We start from the raw sequence: 18,207 nt of genomic DNA on the forward strand, positions 1-18,207 counted from the left end.
CGCGGGGAGGAGTAGAGATGAGTGACGCTCTGAAAGATCTGGCCACCCATATTGAGCTGAAGCGCACCGATTGCGTGCTCAGCTGGGACATCGCCTATGGTGAGCTGACCGTGGATGTGGCGCCAGCCAACATCAAAGCCTTTGTGGAATTCCTGAAATCGGACGCCACCTGCAAGTTCTCCACCCTGGTGGACATTACCGCGGTGGACTACCCCGAGCGGGCCAAACGCTTTGACGTGATCTACCACTTCCTGTCGATGTATCAGAACCACCGGATCCGCTTGCGCGTGTCGATCCGTGAAGAGGATGTGGTGCCGTCGATCGTGGATGTGCACCCGTCGGCTAACTGGTTTGAACGCGAAGTCTTTGACATGTTCGGCATCATCTTTTCAGGTCACCCCGACCTGCGCCGGATCCTGACCGACTATGGCTTCCGCGGCCACCCGCTGCGCAAGGACTTCCCGACCACCGGCTACACCGAAGTGCGCTACGACGAAGAGCTGAAGCGCGTGGTCTATGAACCGGTGAAACTGGTTCAGGAATACCGCCAGTTCGACTTCATGTCGCCCTGGGAAGGGGCCAACTACATCCTGCCCGGTGACGAAAAAGGTTCCGAGAAAGGGGAGGCGAAGTGATGGACGGCTCCAAAGGTTTTGATGACGCCCTGACCGGCGAACAGAAGATCCGCAACTTCAACATCAACTTCGGTCCGCAGCACCCTGCGGCGCACGGCGTTTTGCGTCTGGTGCTGGAGCTGGACGGTGAGATTGTTGAGCGTTGCGACCCGCATATCGGCCTGTTGCACCGTGGCACCGAAAAGCTGATGGAAAGCCGCACCTACCTGCAGAACCTGCCGTATCTCGACCGCCTCGACTATGTGGCGCCGATGAACCAGGAACATGCTTGGTGTCTGGCGATTGAGAAGCTGACCGGCGTTGAAGTGCCGCGTCGCGCCCAGCTGATCCGCGTGTTGTTCTGCGAAATTGGCCGGGTGCTGAACCACCTGTTGAACGTGACCACCCAGGCGATGGACGTCGGCGCGCTGACGCCGCCGCTTTGGGGCTTTGAAGAGCGTGAGAAGCTGATGGTGTTTTATGAACGTGCCTGTGGTGCACGTCTGCACGCCAACTACTTCCGTCCCGGTGGTGTGCATCAGGACATCACCGACAAGCTGATCGATGACATCGAGGAATGGTGCATCGAGTTTCCTGCCGTGCTGGAAGACATCGACGGGTTGCTGACCGAAAACCGGATCTTCAAACAGCGTAACGCCGATATTGGTGTGGTCACCGAGCAGGAAATCCTCGACTGGGGCTTCTCTGGCGTGATGGTGCGTGGCTCGGGCCTGGCATGGGATCTGCGTCGTGCGCAGCCCTATGAATGCTATGACGAGTTCGAGTTCCAGATCCCTGTTGGCAAAAACGGCGACTGCTATGACCGTTACCTCTGCCGCATGGAAGAAATGCGCCAGTCGGTTTCGATCATCCGTCAGGCCATTGTCAAACTGCGCGAAACCCCCGGTGACGTGCTGGCCCGTGGCAAGCTGACCCCGCCGAAACGTGGTGAGATGAAAACCTCGATGGAGGCGCTGATCCACCACTTCAAACTCTACACCGAAGGCTTCCATGTGCCGGAAGGTGAGGTTTACGCCGCGGTTGAAGCCCCGAAGGGTGAATTTGGCGTCTTCATCAAATCCGACGGCACCAACAAACCCTACCGCGCCAAGCTGCGCGCGCCGGGTTTCCTGCATCTTCAGGCGATGGACCACGTGGCCACCGGCCACCAGCTGGCGGATGTGGCAGCGATCATCGGCACCATGGACGTTGTGTTCGGGGAGATCGACCGCTGATGCGTTTTGCACCGTTTCAGGCAAACACAGATAAGGCTGGCGCAATTTCTGCGCCGGTCGCCTCTGCCTGTGCGGTGTTTTCTGCAAACTCTTCGCTCAAGTCGCACAAACAGGGACAATTTTCCCCCGCGCCTCGGGCTATGCTTTTCCCAATTCCATTTTTCAAAGAGGTGACATCATGAAGGCAATTTCCGCCCTGTTCGTCTCCGCTGCTTTGGCGCTGCCCACCATGGCGGCGGCTGAGGTGAGCGAAGACCGTGTTCTGGAATTCATCGAGGTGATGGTCGCAAATGACTGCGTCCTGCCCGAAGACAAAGCCGCCGAAGTGCTCCCCGCGAATGGGTTTGAGCGTGATGAGGCTGGTGCCATTGTTAAACATCTGCGCGGTGAGGGCCGGATGAACCGTGCCAAGCGCACGATCTACCTGACCGGTCCTGAGTGCGAGAGCCCCGAGGCCGTGCGCGCCGGCGCGCTGCAGGTGCTGAAGAAAAACGACTGCAAGGTCGGCCTTGAGGAGTTCAAATCCGTTTTCAAAAAAAGCGGGCTGGAGCCGATGCTGGTCAAGCAGGAACTGCAGAAGATGGTCATGGGCGGCGAAGCCACCATGGGCGAAAATGACACCATCATGCTGAAGCCGGAGGTTTGTTCCTGATGTTGAAAAAGGGCGTTTTGACCACTGCTGTTCTTTCACTGCTGGCGGGCTGCGGCCTGCCGCAAGGGCTGTCGCTGCAAGACGTCCAAACCTACGAAACCGCGGTGGCCTCGATCGGCTGCGTCATGCGGACCGAAGCTGACTATCTGCCGGTGGAGCTGCAAACAGGCTTCACCCGGGAACAGGTGGTTGGCCTGACTGAATATGAACTCGCCACTGGCAAAGCCCAGAAGCTGGAAGACGGTGGCGTGCAACTTACGACCGGAGCCTGTGCCTGATGCTACGCCGTCTCTACCACGAACAGCCAGAAAGCTTTGCTTTCACTGCCGAAAACCAGAAATGGGCTGAGGCACAGATCACCAAGTACCCGGCTGGCCGGGCGCAATCGGCTGTGATCCCGCTGTTGTGGCGCGCGCAGGAGCAAGAGGGCTGGTTGACCCGCCCGGCGATTGAATATGTCGCTGACATGCTGGGCATGGCCCATATCCGCGCGTTTGAGGTGGCATCCTTCTACTTCATGTTCCAGCTGACCCCGACCGGGTCGATCGCGCATGTTCAGATCTGTGGCACGCTGTCGTGCATGATCTGCGGTGCGGAAGACCTGATTAAGGTCTGCCAGGAACAGATCGCGGAAAAGCCGTTTACCCTGTCCGAAGATGGCGCCTTCACCTGGGAAGAGGTTGAATGCCTTGGCGCCTGCGCCAACGCGCCGATGATCCAGATCGGCAAAGACTATTACGAAGACCTGACCGCAGAGCGCTTTGCTGAGATTCTGGCCGAGCTGCGCGCGGGCAAGGTTCCGGTGCCGGGACCGCAGAACGGCCGCTTTGCCTCTGAGCCGCTGTCGGGCCTGACCTCGCTGAAAGATTTTGACAGCGGTAAAACCAAATACAACGCCTCGGCGCAGCTGGCCGTGGATCTGGGCGAAACCGTCAAGCGGATCGATGGCACTGAGGTGCCGATCCTGACTCCTTGGATGAAGGGCAAGGACGCATCAGACGTGGCCGCGCCTGCAAATGGCAAGGTGGCCGATCCGGCCCCTGTGGCCAAACCGGCCCATGCCCAGAAAGCCGAAGCTGACGCCAAAGCGGCGAAGCCTGCCGCCAAAGCTGAAGCCGTGGCTGAGGTTGACGAGGCTGAGCCTGAGGTGCTGACCGCAGCGCGTTCAGAAGGTGCAGATGATCTGAAGAAAATCAGCGGTGTTGGCCCCAAGCTGGAGCAGACGCTGAATGAGCTGGGCTTCTTCCACTTTGATCAGATCGCCAAGTGGACCGAAGCTGAGATCCAGTGGGTTGATAACCGTCTGAAGTTCAAAGGCCGCATTACGCGGGATGACTGGATCGGCCAAGCGGCTGAACTGGCCAAGAAAGACTGAGGGTAACACGTTGAGCGAACAGAAAGATGCAGAACTGGCACGCAAGGGGCGCATCACCTCACTGGTGATTGCGGGCACTGCGCTGTTCTGGATCGTGGCGTCATTTGTCGGCGGGTGGCTGGAATTGCCCAACCGCACGCGCGCCCTGTTCGATCTGGTCGCTTTGGCGGGGTTCATCTACGCCATTGTGATGATTTTCCAAATCTGGCGTTTGCGTCAAAGCAACGACCAGAACAACAAAGGGTAACGGGATGCTGAAGGACCAAGACCGTATCTTTACCAACCTGTACGGCATGCATGACCGTACATTGGCAGGTGCAAAGGCACGGGGCCATTGGGATGGCACCGCCGGCATTATCCAAAAGGGCCGCGACTGGATCGTGAACCAGATGAAGGCTTCTGGCCTGCGCGGCCGTGGCGGTGCGGGCTTCCCGACCGGTTTGAAATGGTCCTTCATGCCGAAGGAAAGCGACGGGCGCCCGGCCTATCTGGTCATCAACGCCGATGAATCCGAACCCGGCACCTGTAAAGACCGCGAAATCATGCGACATGATCCGCACACCCTGATTGAGGGCGCGCTGGTTGCCTCTTTCGCGATGAATGCCCATGCAGCCTATATCTACATTCGCGGCGAATACATTCGTGAACGCGAGGCGCTGCAGGCCGCCATTGATGAAGCCTATGACGCGGGCCTTCTGGGCAAAAACGCCGCTGGTTCGGGCTGGGATTTCGACCTGTATCTGCACCACGGGGCAGGGGCCTATATTTGTGGTGAGGAAACCGCCCTGATCGAAAGCCTTGAGGGCAAGAAGGGCATGCCGCGGATGAAGCCGCCGTTCCCGGCAGGCGCTGGCCTTTATGGCTGCCCGACCACGGTGAACAACGTGGAATCCATCGCTGTTGTGCCGACCATCCTGCGCCGTGGGCCAGAGTGGTTTGCTGGTTTCGGCCGCCCCAACAACGCGGGCACCAAACTGTTTGCGATCTCAGGTCACGTCAACAACCCCTGTGTGGTTGAAGAGGCGATGAGCATCAGCTTCGAAGAGCTGATTGAGAAACACTGCGGTGGCATCCGTGGCGGCTGGGACAATCTGCTGGCCGTGATCCCCGGTGGCTCCTCTGTGCCTTGTGTGCGTGGTGAAAACATGCGCGATGCGATCATGGACTTTGATTACCTGCGCAACGATCTGGGCTCGGGCCTGGGGACTGCGGCGGTCATCGTGATGGACAAGCAGACCGACATCATCAAAGCGATCTGGCGCCTGTCCAAGTTCTACAAACACGAAAGCTGCGGACAGTGTACACCGTGCCGCGAAGGCACCGGCTGGATGATGCGGGTGATGGATCGTCTGGTGAAAGGCGAAGCGGAGATCGAAGAGATCGACATGCTGTGGGACGTGACCAAACAGGTCGAAGGCCACACCATCTGCGCCCTTGGCGATGCCGCGGCTTGGCCGATCCAGGGCTTGATCCGCAACTTCCGTGATGAAATTGAAGACCGTATTAAAGCCCAGAAAACCGGCCGCCGTTCGGCCATTGCTGCGGAGTGATTTGAAATGCGTAACGTGATCCTTTGTGTAATGGGTGTCGCTCTGCTGAGCGGCTGCAGCTGGGCGAAAAACGTCCAGAGCTCGAAGAATCGCGTCTATTTCGAAAACCTCTACTTCCCGGCACGCCTGTCGACCAACAGTGACGACAAGCAGAGCTTCACCGTCTCCGTCGACCGGATCGATCAGGGCCTCGCTCCCGCGCGTGAGGCTGGCCGCTATGAGGCCACCAAATACTGCGTTGCCACTTACGGCAATTCGGATGTGGCTTGGGTGGCCGGCCCGGATGCGCCAGACAGTGAACTGCGCATCGTTGAAGGCCGTTTGCAGTTCGAAGGGCGCTGCGACGTATGATCGATTTCGCCATCATATCAGGGCTTTGCGCGATGTGTTATTGCATATCAAGCGCCTGCGCCCGCATCTCTAGCGCGACGGGAGGCCTTTCGGCCGCCCTGGTTTCGCGTGAGTACAAAGGAGATGCCCCATGCGTATGATGATGACTGCAGCCGCTCTGTCCCTGGTTCTGAGTGCGGCAGCCAGCCATGCCACCGCCAAACCGCCGCTGCGGGACGTGGCTGAGATTGACAACAACATGCTCTGGGTCGCGTTGGCGATTGAGATTTCTGACAAATGTGATGAGATCGATGCCCGCACCTTCAAGGGGCTGACCTTCCTCAATTCATTGCGCAACCGGGCCAAGGCGCTTGGCTACAGCAATGCCGAAATCAAAGCCTATGTCGACAGCGACACCGAAGAGGCCCGGATCCGGTCCATCGGCGAGGCATATGTGAAATCCAAGGGGTTGAACCCCACTCAATCTGCTGACCTGTGTAGCCTCGGCCATGCCGAGATCGCTGCCAGCAGCCAGATTGGAGTCCTGTTGAAAGCTAAGTGAGGCAAGATGACCGACCTACGCAAAATCGTCATTGACGATCAGGAGATCGAAGTCGAAGGCGCGATGACTCTTATCCAGGCCTGTGAACAGGCCGGGGTAGAGATCCCGCGGTTCTGCTACCATGAGCGTCTGTCGATTGCGGGCAACTGCCGCATGTGTTTGGTCGAAGTTGTTGGGGGACCGCCGAAACCGGCGGCCTCCTGTGCGATGCAGGTGCGTGACCTGCGTCCTGGCCCCGAAGGTCAGCCGCCGGTGGTGAAAACCAATTCGCCAATGGTCAAGAAGGCGCGTGAAGGGGTGATGGAGTTCATGCTAATCAACCACCCGCTGGATTGCCCGATCTGCGACCAGGGGGGCGAATGCGACCTGCAGGATCAGGCGATGGCCTATGGTATCTCGGAAACCCGCTTTACCGAAGGCAAACGCGCGGTGGACGATCTCAACCTCGGCCCGCTGGTGTCGACCGCGATGACCCGCTGCATCAGCTGCACCCGTTGTGTGCGTTTCACCACCGAGGTGGCTGGCATCACTCAGATGGGCCAGACCGGCCGCGGCGAAGATGCTGAGATCACCAGCTACCTGAACGAAACACTGGACAGCAACCTGCAAGGCAACATCATTGACCTCTGCCCGGTGGGGGCGCTGACCTCGAAACCCTATGCCTTCACCGCCCGCCCGTGGGAGCTGACCAAAACCGAAAGCATTGATGTGATGGATGCGCTTGGCTCCAACATCCGTGTGGACACCAAAGGCCGCGAAGTGATGCGGATCCTGCCGCGCAACCATGATGGTGTGAACGAAGAGTGGATTTCGGACAAAACCCGGTTTGTCTGGGACGGTCTGCGCCGCCAGCGTCTGGACGTGCCTTACATTCGTGAAAACGGCAAACTGCGCAAAGCCTCCTGGGGCGAGGCGCTCGGTGCCGCCGCTGCAGCGATGAAGGGCAAAAAGGTTGCCGGTCTGATCGGTGATCTGGTGCCTGTTGAAGCCGCTTTCGCACTGAAGAACCTGATCGAAGGTCTGGGCGGCAACGTCGAATGCCGCACCGACAAGGCGCGCCTGCCGATTGACAGCCGTTTCGGCTATGTCGGCAACGCCACCATTGAAGACATTGATGACGCCAAGTTCATCCAGCTGATCGGCACCAACCCGCGCGAGGAAGCGCCGGTGCTGAACGCCCGGATCCGTAAGGCCTGGCTTAACGGCGCCAACATTGGCCTCGTCGGCGAAGCGGTTGATCTGACCTATGAATACGCCCATGTGGGCACCGATCGCGCGGCGCTGGACAGCATCGTCGGCCGGGACTACGGCGCGGTGAAAGACGCGCCTTCGGTGGTGATCGTGGGGCAGGGCGCCCTGCGCGAAGCTGATGGTCTGGCAGTTCTGGCCGCGGCTCAGAAGCTGGCGGAAGACACCGGGTCCAAGCTGATGATCCTGCACACTGCCGCCGCCCGTGTGGGCGCGATGGACGTTGGCGCAGTGACCGAAGGTGGGGTTGAGGCCGCCACCAACGGGGCAGAGGTGATCTACAACCTTGGCGCCGATGAGGTGGAAATCGATGCGGGTGCCTTTGTGATCTATCAGGGCAGCCACGGCGATCGCGGCGCACACCGCGCCGATGTGATCCTGCCCGCCGCCGCCTATACCGAGGAAAACGGCCTGTTCGTGAACACCGAAGGCCGCCCGCAGCTGGCGCTGCGCGCTGGCTTTGCACCGGGTGAAGCGAAAGAAAACTGGGCGATCCTGCGGGCGCTGTCGGCAGAACTGGGCGCGGCCCAGCCCTGGGACAGCCTAGCCCAACTGCGTCAGGCGCTGGTTGCGGCGGTGCCGCATCTGGCCAAGGTGGATCAGGTTGCCGAAAACGAATGGGTCTCGCTGCCGCAGGATAAGCTGGGCAAGGCTGATTTCGTCAACGCAGTCAAAGACTTCTACCTGACGAACCCGATCGCACGCGCCTCCAGCCTGATGGCGGAACTGTCGGCCGGCGCAAAGGCGCGCGGCGTGCAGCAGGTGGCGGCTGAGTGATGATCCGCACCGCGATCATATCCCTGACAGCGGCGTTGACCGTTGCGGGTTGCGAGGCATCGCAGCCCGACGCACTGGCGTTCGTGCCAGACTATCAGGGTGTGGACACGCGGTTGCTGGAAGGCGATCTGGTCAGCTTCCTCGTCGCGATGGACGGGGCACGCGGACCAACGGATGTAGAGGATTATGCGCAATGTGCAGCCGCACAATATACGCTGATCCGTGGATTTAGTTTCGCGCGGCATGTCCGCACGAATGTAGAGCAACAGGGCGGCCTATGGCGGGCGGATGCGGTTTATACCATTTCCCCCGACTTGCCGCGCGGCGCCAAAACGATCGATGCGGAAACCGTTGTCGATCACTGCGTCGAAAACGGAATACCGACGGTGTGAGGACCTAATGGCAGAGTTTTTTACCACCCCCTTCGGAATAGCGATCATCATCGTGGCCCAGTGTCTGGCTGTGGTGGCCTTTGTGATGATTTCGCTGCTGTTCCTGGTTTACGGGGACCGGAAAATCTGGGCCGCGGTGCAGATGCGTCGCGGGCCGAACGTGGTGGGCGCCTTTGGCCTGCTGCAATCGGTGGCGGATGCGCTGAAATATGTGGTGAAAGAAGTGGTGGTGCCCGCAGGCGCGGACAAGCCGGTCTTCTTCCTGGCGCCGATGCTGAGCTTTGTTCTGGCGATGATCGCCTGGGCGGTGATCCCGTTCAATGACGGCTGGGTGCTGAGCGACATCAACGTCGCGATCCTCTTCGTCTTCGCGGTTTCCTCGCTTGAGGTTTACGGCGTGATCATGGGCGGCTGGGCGTCGAACTCGAAATACCCGTTCCTCGGCTCGCTGCGTTCTGCTGCACAGATGATTTCCTATGAGGTGTCTCTGGGTCTGATCATCATCGGCATCATCATCTCCACCGGTTCGATGAACTTCGGTGACATCGTGCGCGCGCAGGATGGCGATTACGGCTTCTTCAGCTGGTACTGGCTGCCGCATTTCCCGATGGTCTTCCTGTTCTTCATCAGCTGTCTGGCGGAAACCAACCGTCCGCCGTTTGACCTGCCCGAAGCGGAATCCGAACTGGTGGCCGGCTATCAGGTGGAATATTCGGCAACGCCGTTCCTGCTGTTCATGGCAGGCGAATATATCGCCATCTTCCTGATGTGCGCGCTGACTTCGCTGCTGTTCTTTGGTGGCTGGCTGTCGCCGATCCCGGGCCTGCCGGATGGCGTGCTGTGGATGGTGGCCAAGATGGCGTTCTTCTTCTTCATCTTCGCAATGGTGAAGGCGATCACCCCGCGCTACCGCTACGACCAGCTGATGCGCATCGGTTGGAAAGTGTTCCTGCCGCTGTCGCTGGGCTGGGTGGTGATCGTCGCATTCCTTGCAAAATTCGAAGCCTTCGGCGGCGCCTATGCCCGCTGGGCGATTGGGGGCTAAGCACATGGCAAACGTCGACTATAAACGCGCGGCTGGCTACTTCCTGCTGTCGGATTTCATCAAAGGGTTCAAACTGGGGCTGAAGTACTTCTTCGCACCCAAATCCACCCTGAACTACCCGCATGAAAAGGGGCCGCTTTCACCTCGTTTCCGCGGGGAACATGCGCTGCGTCGCTATCCGAACGGGGAAGAACGCTGCATCGCCTGTAAGCTGTGCGAAGCGATCTGCCCGGCGCAGGCGATCACCATCGACGCGGAACCGCGCGATGATGGATCACGCCGGACCACCCGCTATGATATCGATATGACCAAATGCATCTACTGCGGCTTCTGCCAAGAGGCCTGCCCGGTGGATGCCATTGTGGAAGGTCCGAACTTTGAGTTCGCGACCGAAACCCGCGAAGAACTGTTCTACGACAAGGCCAAACTCCTTGAGAACGGTGAGCGATGGGAAGCGGAAATCGCACGTAACTTGGAACTGGATGCGCCCTACCGTTAAGGGCGCTGTGTAAGGGGTATAGATCATGGGCGCTTGGGGCGTAGGCACATTTGAAGACGACACTGCTCTCGACTGGATCGAAGAGGAGTATTCCGCTGCGGGCGTCGAAGCTGTGCGTAGTGCCCTTCAGGATGTGATCGACCTGGAACCGGGTGACTATATCGAAATGGATCTGGGCACCGCAGCCCGCGCTGCCGCTGAAATCGTAGCCTTGGCCTTTGATGCAGGCGGTGAGCTTGGCTCAGACGTTGCCGAAACCGTTGGCGAACATTCCGAACAGGTTGCCGAACATGATGATCTGCCGGCGCTGGCGCTGGTGGCACTGGCCCGGATCAGTGGTGAGGCCTCGGAATTGGCTGAGCTTTGGGCCGAAAGCGGTGACAGCAGCGGTTGGGAAAACGCCATGGCGGATCTGACCGCCCGGCTGGAAGGGGTCAAATGAGCGACAGCAAATCCCCCTTTGAGCTGATGATGGCGCAGATGAGTGCGCAGGCGCAGACCATGGCCAAGGCAATGAATCCGGCGCTGGAAAGCTTTTCGCCCACCGAAGCCTTCAAAGGGTTCGAGGCACTTTGGCCCACCATGCCCAAGGAATTCATGGAGATGACCTTTGGCAAAGGGATCAGCAATGATGGTCTGGATGCCAAAACGCGGCTGCTCCTGACGTTGGCAGGGCTGACCATGCAGGGCGCGCAAAATGAAACAGGCTTGCGGATGACAGTGCGACACGCACTGGAAGCCGGGGCCACAGAAGACGAAATCGCCGAGACCATCGCCCAGATGTCGATGTTTGCCGGCATACCCGCCATGACCAAGGCAATGGATTGTGCCCGTGAGGTCATGGCTGACAAAGAGGACAAAGAGACATGACGATTGCAGCATTGGCATTCTACCTGTTCGCAATCTGCGCCGTCACCGGCGGGCTGTTCACCGTGATCAGCCGCAACCCGGTGCACTCGGTGCTGTGGTTGATCCTGGCCTTCCTCAGCTCGGCGGGGCTGTTTGTGCTGCTCGGGGCCGAGTTTGTGGCGATGCTCTTGATCATCGTCTACGTGGGGGCGGTTGCGGTTCTGTTCCTCTTTGTGGTGATGATGCTGGACGTCGAATTTGCCGAACTGAAGGCGGAAATGGCGAAATACATGCCCATCGCGCTGCTGATCGGTGTGGTTCTGCTGATGCAGTTCGGCCTGGCCTATGGCGCCTGGGACTATGCGGAACACGCGATGGACAACCGCGCCGCAGTTGCACCGGCGGACATGCAGAACACCGCCGCGCTGGGGGTGCTGATCTACGACAAATACTTCCTGCTGTTCCAACTCTCCGGTCTGGTGCTGCTGGTCGCGATGATCGGGGCGATCGTGCTGACACTGCGCCACCGCACCAACGTCAAGCGCCAGAACGTGCTGCACCAGATGTGGCGTGACCCGGCCGAGGCGATGGAACTGAAGGACGTCAAACCGGGGCAGGGCCTGTAATGGCCTGGTGGGGTTGGCTTGCAATAACTGTGGCGCTGGTCGCCGCGATAAAAACGACCGCTAAGAAAGAGGGGCGGACATGATTGGACTTGAACATTACCTGACGGTGGCCTCGGCGCTATTCGTCATCGGCATCTTCGGTCTCTTTCTGAACCGGAAAAACATCATCATCCTGTTGATGAGCATCGAATTGATGCTCCTGTCGGTGAACATCAATCTGGTGGCCTTCTCCAGCTTCCTTGGCGATCTGGTCGGGCAGGTCTTCACATTGTTTGTGCTGACCGTCGCAGCCGCTGAGGCGGCGATTGGCCTGGCGATCCTGGTCTGCTTCTTCCGCAACCGCGGCACCATCGCGGTGGAAGACGTTAACGTGATGAAAGGCTGAGCCAGATGGAAAAGATTATCCTCTTTGCACCCCTCATTGGGGCGCTTATCGGCGGTTTTGGCTGGCGCATCATCGGTGAGAAGGGCGCGCAGTTCGTCACCACCGGTCTGCTGTTTCTGGCCGCGCTGCTCAGCTGGATCGTGTTCCTGACGCATGATGCGTCGGTGACCCAGCAGATCCATATCCTGGACTTCATCCAGTCCGGCACGCTGGACACCGCCTGGTCGATCCGTCTGGACCGGCTGACTTCGATCATGCTGGTGGTGGTGACCTCGGTTTCGGCGCTGGTGCACCTTTATAGCTTTGGCTACATGGCGCATGACCATGCGTGGAAAGAGGGCGAGCACTATAAGGCCCGCTTCTTTGCTTACCTGTCGTTCTTTACCTTTGCCATGCTGATGCTGGTCACCTCGGACAACCTGGTGCAGATGTTCTTTGGCTGGGAAGGTGTGGGCGTCGCCTCCTACCTGCTGATCGGCTTTTACTACAAGAAACCTTCGGCCAATGCGGCAGCGATCAAGGCTTTCGTGGTGAACCGTGTCGGTGACTTCGGCTTCGCGCTGGGGATCTTTGGCCTGTTCCTGCTGACCGACAGCATTTCGTTTGATGTGATCTTTGCCTCTGCACCGGAACTGGCAGAAACCACCATCACCTTCCTGTGGACCGACTGGAACGCGGCCAACCTTCTGGCCTTCCTGCTGTTCGTCGGCGCGATGGGGAAATCGGCACAGCTGATCCTGCACACCTGGTTGCCCGACGCGATGGAAGGTCCGACCCCTGTGTCGGCGCTGATCCACGCCGCCACCATGGTGACCGCAGGTGTGTTCCTGGTCTGCCGCATGTCGCCGCTGATGGAATTTGCGCCTGAGGCCACGGCCTTCATCACCTTCCTCGGCGCGACCACAGCGTTTTTTGCAGCGACCGTTGGTCTGGTGCAGAACGACATCAAACGTGTGATCGCCTATTCGACCTGTTCGCAGCTGGGCTACATGTTTGTGGCGGCTGGTGTGGGCGTCTATTCGGTTGCGATGTTCCACCTGTTCACCCACGCCTTCTTTAAGGCGATGCTGTTCCTTGGCGCGGGCTCCGTGATCCACGGGATGCACCACGAGCAGGACATGCGGAACTATGGCGGTCTGCGTAAGAAACTGCCCCTGACCTATTGGGCGATGATGATCGGCACGCTGGCCATCACAGGTGTCGGTATCCCGCTGACCACCATCGGTTTCGCCGGCTTCCTGTCCAAGGACGCGGTGATCGAGGCAGCTTATGCCGGCACCAATGGCGGCTATGCCTTCTGGATGCTGGTGATCGCTGCGCTGTTCACTTCGTTCTACTCGTGGCGTCTGATGTTCCTGACCTTCTACGGCGAACAGCGCGGCGATAAGCACACCCACGAACACGCTCATGAAAGCCCGACCGTGATGCTGATCCCACTTGGCGTTCTGGCTGTTGGTGCGGTGCTGGCCGGTATGCTGTGGTATAATGTTTTCTTCGGCAAGACCGATCAGGTCGCCAAGTGGTTCGGCGTGCCCTACCATGCGGAAGCGCATCATGATGAGCATGCTAAAGATGACCACGCCAAAGATGACCATGGTGCGGCCAAGGGCGATCACGGAAAAGACGCCAAACCGCACTACGTACTGGCCGGCAACCCCGGCGACGGTGCGATCTATGCGGGCGTCGACAATGACGTCCTGAACGAGGCGCATTATGTCCCGAAATGGGTCAAGATCAGCCCGTTCATTGCCATGCTCACCGGCTTCATCGTGGCGCTGTGGTTTTACATCTGGAACCCTTCGATGCCCGCGCGTGTGGCGGCGGCAAACCGTCCGCTGTACCTGTTCCTGCTGAACAAATGGTACTTTGATGAGATCTACGATTTCCTCTTTGTGAAGCCTGCGCAGGCGCTGGGTCGTTTCCTGTGGAAACGCGGTGATGGCGCGGTCATTGACGGCTTCCTCAACGGTGTGGCCATGGGCATCGTGCCCTTCTTTACCCGCCTCGCGGGCAAGGCGCAGTCTGGCTACATCTTCACTTATGCCTTTGCGATGGTGCTTGGCATCGTTGCACTGATCACCTGGATGACGCTCAGCGGAGGAGCGCACTAATGTCTGATAGTTTGCTCTCTCTGGTCACCTTTATCCCGGCGCTGGGGGCGGTCATTCTGGCCGTGTTCCTGCGCGGGTCCGATGCGCCTGCACAGCGCAACGCGAAATGGGTGGCGCTGGTGACCACATCGATCACCTTCCTGGTGTCGCTGTTCATCCTGGCCGAGTTTGATCCATCCAACACCGGGTTCCAGTTCGTCGAAAGCCGCGAATGGATCCTGGGCCTGAGCTACCGCTTGGGTGTGGATGGCATTTCCGTGCTTTTTGTCATGCTGACCACCTTCATGATGCCGCTGGTCATCTGGGCCAGCTGGGATGTGAAGAGCCGCGTCAAAGAATACATGATCGCCTTCCTGCTGCTGGAGACCCTGATGCTGGGTGTCTTCATGGCGCTGGATCTGGTGCTGTTCTACCTGTTCTTTGAGGCCGGGCTGATCCCGATGTTCCTGATCATTGGCATCTGGGGCGGCGCCAACCGTATTTACGCTTCGTTCAAGTTCTTCCTCTACACCTTCCTTGGCTCGGTGCTGATGCTGGTGGCGATGGTGGGCATGTATGTGGATGCGGGCACCACCTGTATCGCAGCCTGTGGCGAAGCAACCTCGCTGATGACCCATTCGTTTGAGGCCGAAGGCTTTGAGGTGCTGGGTATCTACGTTGTCGGTGGTATGCAGACGCTGCTGTTCCTGGCCTTCTTTGCCAGCTTCGCGGTGAAAATGCCGATGTGGCCGGTCCACACCTGGCTGCCCGATGCCCACGTTCAGGCCCCAACGGCCGGTTCGGTGGTGCTGGCCGCGATCCTGCTGAAGATGGGTGGCTACGGCTTCCTGCGGTTCAGCCTGCCGATGTTCCCCATTGGCGCTGACGTGATGACACCGCTGGTTCTGTGGATGTCGGCGATTGCCATCGTCTACACCTCTCTGGTGGCGCTGGTGCAGGAAGACATGAAAAAGCTGATCGCCTATTCCTCGGTGGCTCACATGGGGTATGTGACCATGGGGATCTTTGCGGCCAACCAGCAGGGCATTGACGGTGCGATCTTCCAGATGATCAGCCACGGCTTCATCTCGGGCGCGCTGTTCCTGTGCGTGGGCGTGATCTACGACCGGATGCACACCCGTGAGATCGACGCCTACGGCGGTCTGGTCAACCGGATGCCGGCTTATGCGCTGATCTTCATGTTCTTCACCATGGCCAACGTCGGCCTGCCGGGCACCTCGGGCTTTGTCGGTGAATTCCTGACCCTGATGGGCGTCTTCCAGGTCAACACCTGGGTTGCCATGATCGCCACCTCAGGCGTGATCCTGTCGGCAGCCTATGCGCTGTGGCTCTACCGCCGCGTGGTGATGGGTGACCTGATCAAGGAAAGCCTCAAGACCATCAGCGACATGACCGTCCGCGAACGCGCGATCTTTGCGCCGCTGGTTGTCATGACGCTGCTCTTGGGGGTCTATCCGCCACTGGTCACCGATATCATCGGCCCGTCGGTTGAGGCGCTGATCAACAACTACCAACTGGCCCTCGCGGAGGCGCCAAGCGCCACCGCCGTGGCCGTATCGCACTAACGGGAGCCCTGAGAGATGATCCAGGCTGATCTGAACATTATCCTGCCGGAAATCCTGCTGTCCGTTTACGCGATGCTGGGGCTGGTTTTTGCGGTCTACACCGGCAAGGACAAGCTGGGCCCGCTGCTGACATGGACCACCGCATTGGTCTTTGTGCTGCTGGCGGCATGGATTGGCATGTCGGGCAGCGGCAGCCACGTGGCCTTTGACGGCATGTACAATGACGATGCCTTTGCCCGCTTTGCCAAGGTTGCCATCCTGCTGAGCGCTGCGGCCATTCTGGTGATGAGCCAGGAGTATATGAGCCGCCGCGACATGCTGCGGTTTGAATATCCGATGCTGATGGCGCTGGCTGTTGTCGGCATGATGGTCATGGTGTCTGCCGGTGACCTGATGGCGCTGTATCTGGGGCTGGAACTGCAGTCTCTGGCGCTCTACGTGATCGCCTCGCTGCGCCGTGACAGCGTCAAATCCACTGAGGCGGGTCTGAAGTATTTCGTGCTGGGCTCGCTCAGCTCTGGCCTGCTGCTGTTTGGCTCGTCGCTGGTCTATGGTTTCTCGGGCACCACGCTGTTTTCGGGCATCATTGAGGCCGCATCGGGCGGGCATGCCTCGCTGGGGCTGCTGTTTGGTCTGGTGCTGGTGATCTCGGGCCTGGCGTTCAAGATCTCGGCGGTGCCGTTCCACATGTGGACGCCGGACGTTTACGAAGGCGCGCCCACCCCGGTCACTGCGTTTTTTGCAACCGCCCCCAAGATCGCCGCAATGGCGCTGTTTGCCCGGGTGCTGCATGACGCCTTTGGCGGTGTCACCAAGGACTGGCAGCAGGTTGTGGCGCTGTTGTCGCTCTTGTCGATGTTCCTCGGTGCTGTGGCTGCGATTGGTCAGACCAACATCAAACGTCTGATGGCCTATTCCTCGATCGCCCATATGGGTTATGCGATGATGGGTCTGGCGGCAGGCACGGCCTTTGGTGTGCAGGCGCTGCTGATTTACATGGTGATCTATGTCACGATGAACATCGGCACCTTCGCCTTCATCCTGACGATGGAGAAAGACGGCCAGCCGGTCACCGATATCAACGCACTGAACATGTATGCCAAACGGGAGCCGGGCAAAGCGCTGGCGATGCTGGTTCTCTTGTTCTCGCTGGCAGGTGTGCCGCCGATGGTGGGCTTCTTTGGCAAGTTCTACGTGCTGCAGGCCGCTTATGAGGCCGGTCTGATCTGGCTGGCGGTGCTGGGTGTTGTGGCCTCGGTCATCGGCGCCTTCTACTACCTGCGGATCGTCTACTACATGTACTTCGGTGACGAGAGCGAGGAGAGCCTCGACAGCGGTGCGCAGCCGGTGCTCTGGGGGCTGTTGATGGTCTCGGCCGTGATCATCGGTCTGGCTTGGCTGCCCGGTGTGAACCTCTTGGGCGTTGAAGCCTGGGCCGAAGCCGCCGCCGCGACGCTGGTCAACTAAGCGCTGCAGCCTTAAGCCGCAGGGCCAAGATGGCCCCGAACTTGCAAGATTTACGGGCGCGCGCGGGGACACTCGGGCGCGCCGTGTCATTTTCGCTGGGTTTATTGCCGCTAGCGCGGCATGCCTCCGGCGGGAGTATTTTGGGAACGATGAAAGGCAGACCTCATGCAGGATTGGCCGGACGGTTACGGAAAACGGGTGCTGGCAAGCATCGATAGCACCAACGCAGAGGCGGCACGGATCGCTGATGATCTGGCGGGGCCGGAGTGGATATTGGCGCTGGAGCAGACCGCAGGACGTGGTCGGCGCGGCCGGGCCTGGGTCAATCCGGTGGGCAACTTTGCCGCCACGCTGGTGCTGCATCCGACGGAACCGCCCGAGGTGGTTGCGCTGCGCAGTTTCGTGGCCTCCCTGGCGCTTTATGATGCCTTTGTTGCGGTCACAGGCCGGCCGCAGGGGCTGAGCCTGAAATGGCCCAATGACGTGTTGCTGAACGGCGGCAAGGTCGCTGGCATTCTGTTGGAAAGCGTCGGCATGGCGCGCGACATCCGCCACATCGGCATTGGGATCGGGGTGAACCTGAAAGAAGCCCCGGGCGCCGATCAGGTGGAGGAGGGGGCTGTCCGGCCAGTATCGCTCCTGTCAGAAACCGGGATTGCGGTGTCACCGGAGGAGTTTCTGGACGCGCTGGCCCCGGCCTATGCCCATCATGAGGCGCAGTTCCGCATCTACGGGTTTGAGCCGATCCGCGCCCTGTGGCTGGATCGCGCGGCCCGTCTGGGTGAGGTGATTACAGCACGCAGCATGCGCGATGAACGCACCGGCACCTTCGAGACGGTAGACGCGGCGGGCAATCTTGTCCTATCCACCGCAAAAGGTCGCGAAACCATCGCGGCCGCTGACATTTTCTTCTGAAGCATCCACG

21 protein-coding genes are annotated in these 18,207 nt (G+C 59.6%); all 21 read left to right on the forward strand.

The window, feature by feature from the left end:
• The first annotated feature begins 17 nt into the window (after positions 1-17).
• The 21 genes from TL5118_RS03395 (at position 18) to TL5118_RS03495 (ending at position 18,197) form a co-directional block, all read left to right on the forward strand.
• Positions 18-635, forward strand: a complete 618-nt coding sequence (locus TL5118_RS03395; protein WP_058243931.1) for an NADH-quinone oxidoreductase subunit C — start codon at positions 18-20, stop codon at positions 633-635.
• Positions 635-1,849 carry an NADH-quinone oxidoreductase subunit D gene (locus TL5118_RS03400; protein ID WP_058243932.1) on the forward strand — a complete coding sequence of 405 codons (1,215 nt, stop codon included), beginning with the start codon at positions 635-637 and terminating at the stop codon, positions 1,847-1,849. Before TL5118_RS03395 ends, TL5118_RS03400 begins: the two co-directional genes overlap by 1 nt.
• A gap of 178 nt (positions 1,850-2,027) precedes the next feature.
• Positions 2,028-2,501, forward strand: a complete 474-nt coding sequence (locus tag TL5118_RS03405) for a hypothetical protein (protein WP_058243933.1) — start codon at positions 2,028-2,030, stop codon at positions 2,499-2,501.
• Positions 2,501-2,779, forward strand: a complete 279-nt coding sequence (locus TL5118_RS03410) for a hypothetical protein (RefSeq protein ID WP_058243934.1) — start codon at positions 2,501-2,503, stop codon at positions 2,777-2,779. The genes TL5118_RS03405 and TL5118_RS03410 overlap by 1 nt, the downstream gene beginning before the upstream one ends.
• Positions 2,779-3,876, forward strand: coding sequence for an NADH-quinone oxidoreductase subunit E (locus TL5118_RS03415; protein WP_058243935.1), 1,098 nt, complete (start codon positions 2,779-2,781; stop codon positions 3,874-3,876). Before TL5118_RS03410 ends, TL5118_RS03415 begins: the two co-directional genes overlap by 1 nt.
• A 10-nt stretch (positions 3,877-3,886) precedes the next feature.
• Positions 3,887-4,123: a DUF5337 domain-containing protein gene (locus tag TL5118_RS03420; RefSeq protein ID WP_058243936.1), complete on the forward strand. Its 237-nt coding sequence runs from the start codon at positions 3,887-3,889 to the stop codon at positions 4,121-4,123.
• 4 nt (positions 4,124-4,127) lie between these two features.
• Positions 4,128-5,426: an NADH-quinone oxidoreductase subunit NuoF gene (nuoF, locus tag TL5118_RS03425; RefSeq protein WP_058243937.1), complete on the forward strand. Its 1,299-nt coding sequence runs from the start codon at positions 4,128-4,130 to the stop codon at positions 5,424-5,426.
• Between the two features lie 6 nt (positions 5,427-5,432).
• Positions 5,433-5,777, forward strand: a complete 345-nt coding sequence (locus TL5118_RS03430) for a hypothetical protein (protein ID WP_082626315.1) — start codon at positions 5,433-5,435, stop codon at positions 5,775-5,777.
• Between the two features lie 130 nt (positions 5,778-5,907).
• A complete protein-coding gene (locus TL5118_RS03435) occupies positions 5,908-6,318 on the forward strand; it encodes a DUF5333 domain-containing protein (RefSeq protein WP_058243939.1) in 411 nt (136 codons plus the stop codon).
• A 6-nt stretch (positions 6,319-6,324) separates the two neighbouring features.
• The gene (gene nuoG, locus TL5118_RS03440; protein ID WP_058243940.1) at positions 6,325-8,343 is read left to right on the forward strand and encodes an NADH-quinone oxidoreductase subunit NuoG; all 2,019 of its coding nucleotides are present in this window, start codon (positions 6,325-6,327) and stop codon (positions 8,341-8,343) included.
• On the forward strand, positions 8,343-8,735 hold the full coding sequence (locus TL5118_RS03445; RefSeq protein ID WP_058243941.1) for a YNQ4 family lipoprotein: 393 nt from the start codon (positions 8,343-8,345) through the stop codon (positions 8,733-8,735). The genes nuoG and TL5118_RS03445 overlap by 1 nt, the downstream gene beginning before the upstream one ends.
• A gap of 7 nt (positions 8,736-8,742) precedes the next feature.
• A complete protein-coding gene (gene nuoH / locus TL5118_RS03450; protein ID WP_058243942.1) occupies positions 8,743-9,780 on the forward strand; it encodes an NADH-quinone oxidoreductase subunit NuoH in 1,038 nt (345 codons plus the stop codon).
• Positions 9,781-9,784: 4 nt separating this feature from the next.
• On the forward strand, positions 9,785-10,279 hold the full coding sequence (gene nuoI, locus TL5118_RS03455; protein ID WP_058243943.1) for an NADH-quinone oxidoreductase subunit NuoI: 495 nt from the start codon (positions 9,785-9,787) through the stop codon (positions 10,277-10,279).
• A 25-nt stretch (positions 10,280-10,304) separates the two neighbouring features.
• The gene (locus tag TL5118_RS03460) at positions 10,305-10,721 is read left to right on the forward strand and encodes a DUF4259 domain-containing protein (RefSeq protein WP_058243944.1); all 417 of its coding nucleotides are present in this window, start codon (positions 10,305-10,307) and stop codon (positions 10,719-10,721) included.
• Positions 10,718-11,149 (forward strand): carboxymuconolactone decarboxylase family protein, encoded by a 432-nt coding sequence (locus TL5118_RS03465; protein ID WP_058243945.1) that lies wholly within the window; start codon positions 10,718-10,720, stop codon positions 11,147-11,149. The genes TL5118_RS03460 and TL5118_RS03465 overlap by 4 nt, the downstream gene beginning before the upstream one ends.
• Complete coding sequence (locus TL5118_RS03470) at positions 11,146-11,754, forward strand: NADH-quinone oxidoreductase subunit J (protein WP_058243946.1); 609 nt, start codon at positions 11,146-11,148, stop codon at positions 11,752-11,754. The genes TL5118_RS03465 and TL5118_RS03470 overlap by 4 nt, the downstream gene beginning before the upstream one ends.
• Before the next feature lie 79 nt (positions 11,755-11,833).
• On the forward strand, positions 11,834-12,139 hold the full coding sequence (gene nuoK, locus TL5118_RS03475; protein WP_058243947.1) for an NADH-quinone oxidoreductase subunit NuoK: 306 nt from the start codon (positions 11,834-11,836) through the stop codon (positions 12,137-12,139).
• Positions 12,140-12,144: 5 nt separating this feature from the next.
• Entirely contained in the window at positions 12,145-14,250 is a 2,106-nt protein-coding gene (gene nuoL / locus TL5118_RS03480) for an NADH-quinone oxidoreductase subunit L (protein ID WP_058243948.1), read from the forward strand.
• Positions 14,250-15,815 carry an NADH-quinone oxidoreductase subunit M gene (locus TL5118_RS03485; RefSeq protein WP_058243949.1) on the forward strand — a complete coding sequence of 522 codons (1,566 nt, stop codon included), beginning with the start codon at positions 14,250-14,252 and terminating at the stop codon, positions 15,813-15,815. Before nuoL ends, TL5118_RS03485 begins: the two co-directional genes overlap by 1 nt.
• A 15-nt stretch (positions 15,816-15,830) precedes the next feature.
• A complete protein-coding gene (nuoN, locus tag TL5118_RS03490; RefSeq protein WP_058243950.1) occupies positions 15,831-17,282 on the forward strand; it encodes an NADH-quinone oxidoreductase subunit NuoN in 1,452 nt (483 codons plus the stop codon).
• Between the two features lie 165 nt (positions 17,283-17,447).
• On the forward strand, positions 17,448-18,197 hold the full coding sequence (locus TL5118_RS03495) for a biotin--[acetyl-CoA-carboxylase] ligase (protein WP_058243951.1): 750 nt from the start codon (positions 17,448-17,450) through the stop codon (positions 18,195-18,197).
• The last annotated feature ends 10 nt before the right edge of the window (positions 18,198-18,207 follow it).

The organism is Thalassovita autumnalis, assembly GCF_001458255.1.
GTDB lineage: Bacteria > Pseudomonadota > Alphaproteobacteria > Rhodobacterales > Rhodobacteraceae > Thalassobius > Thalassobius autumnalis.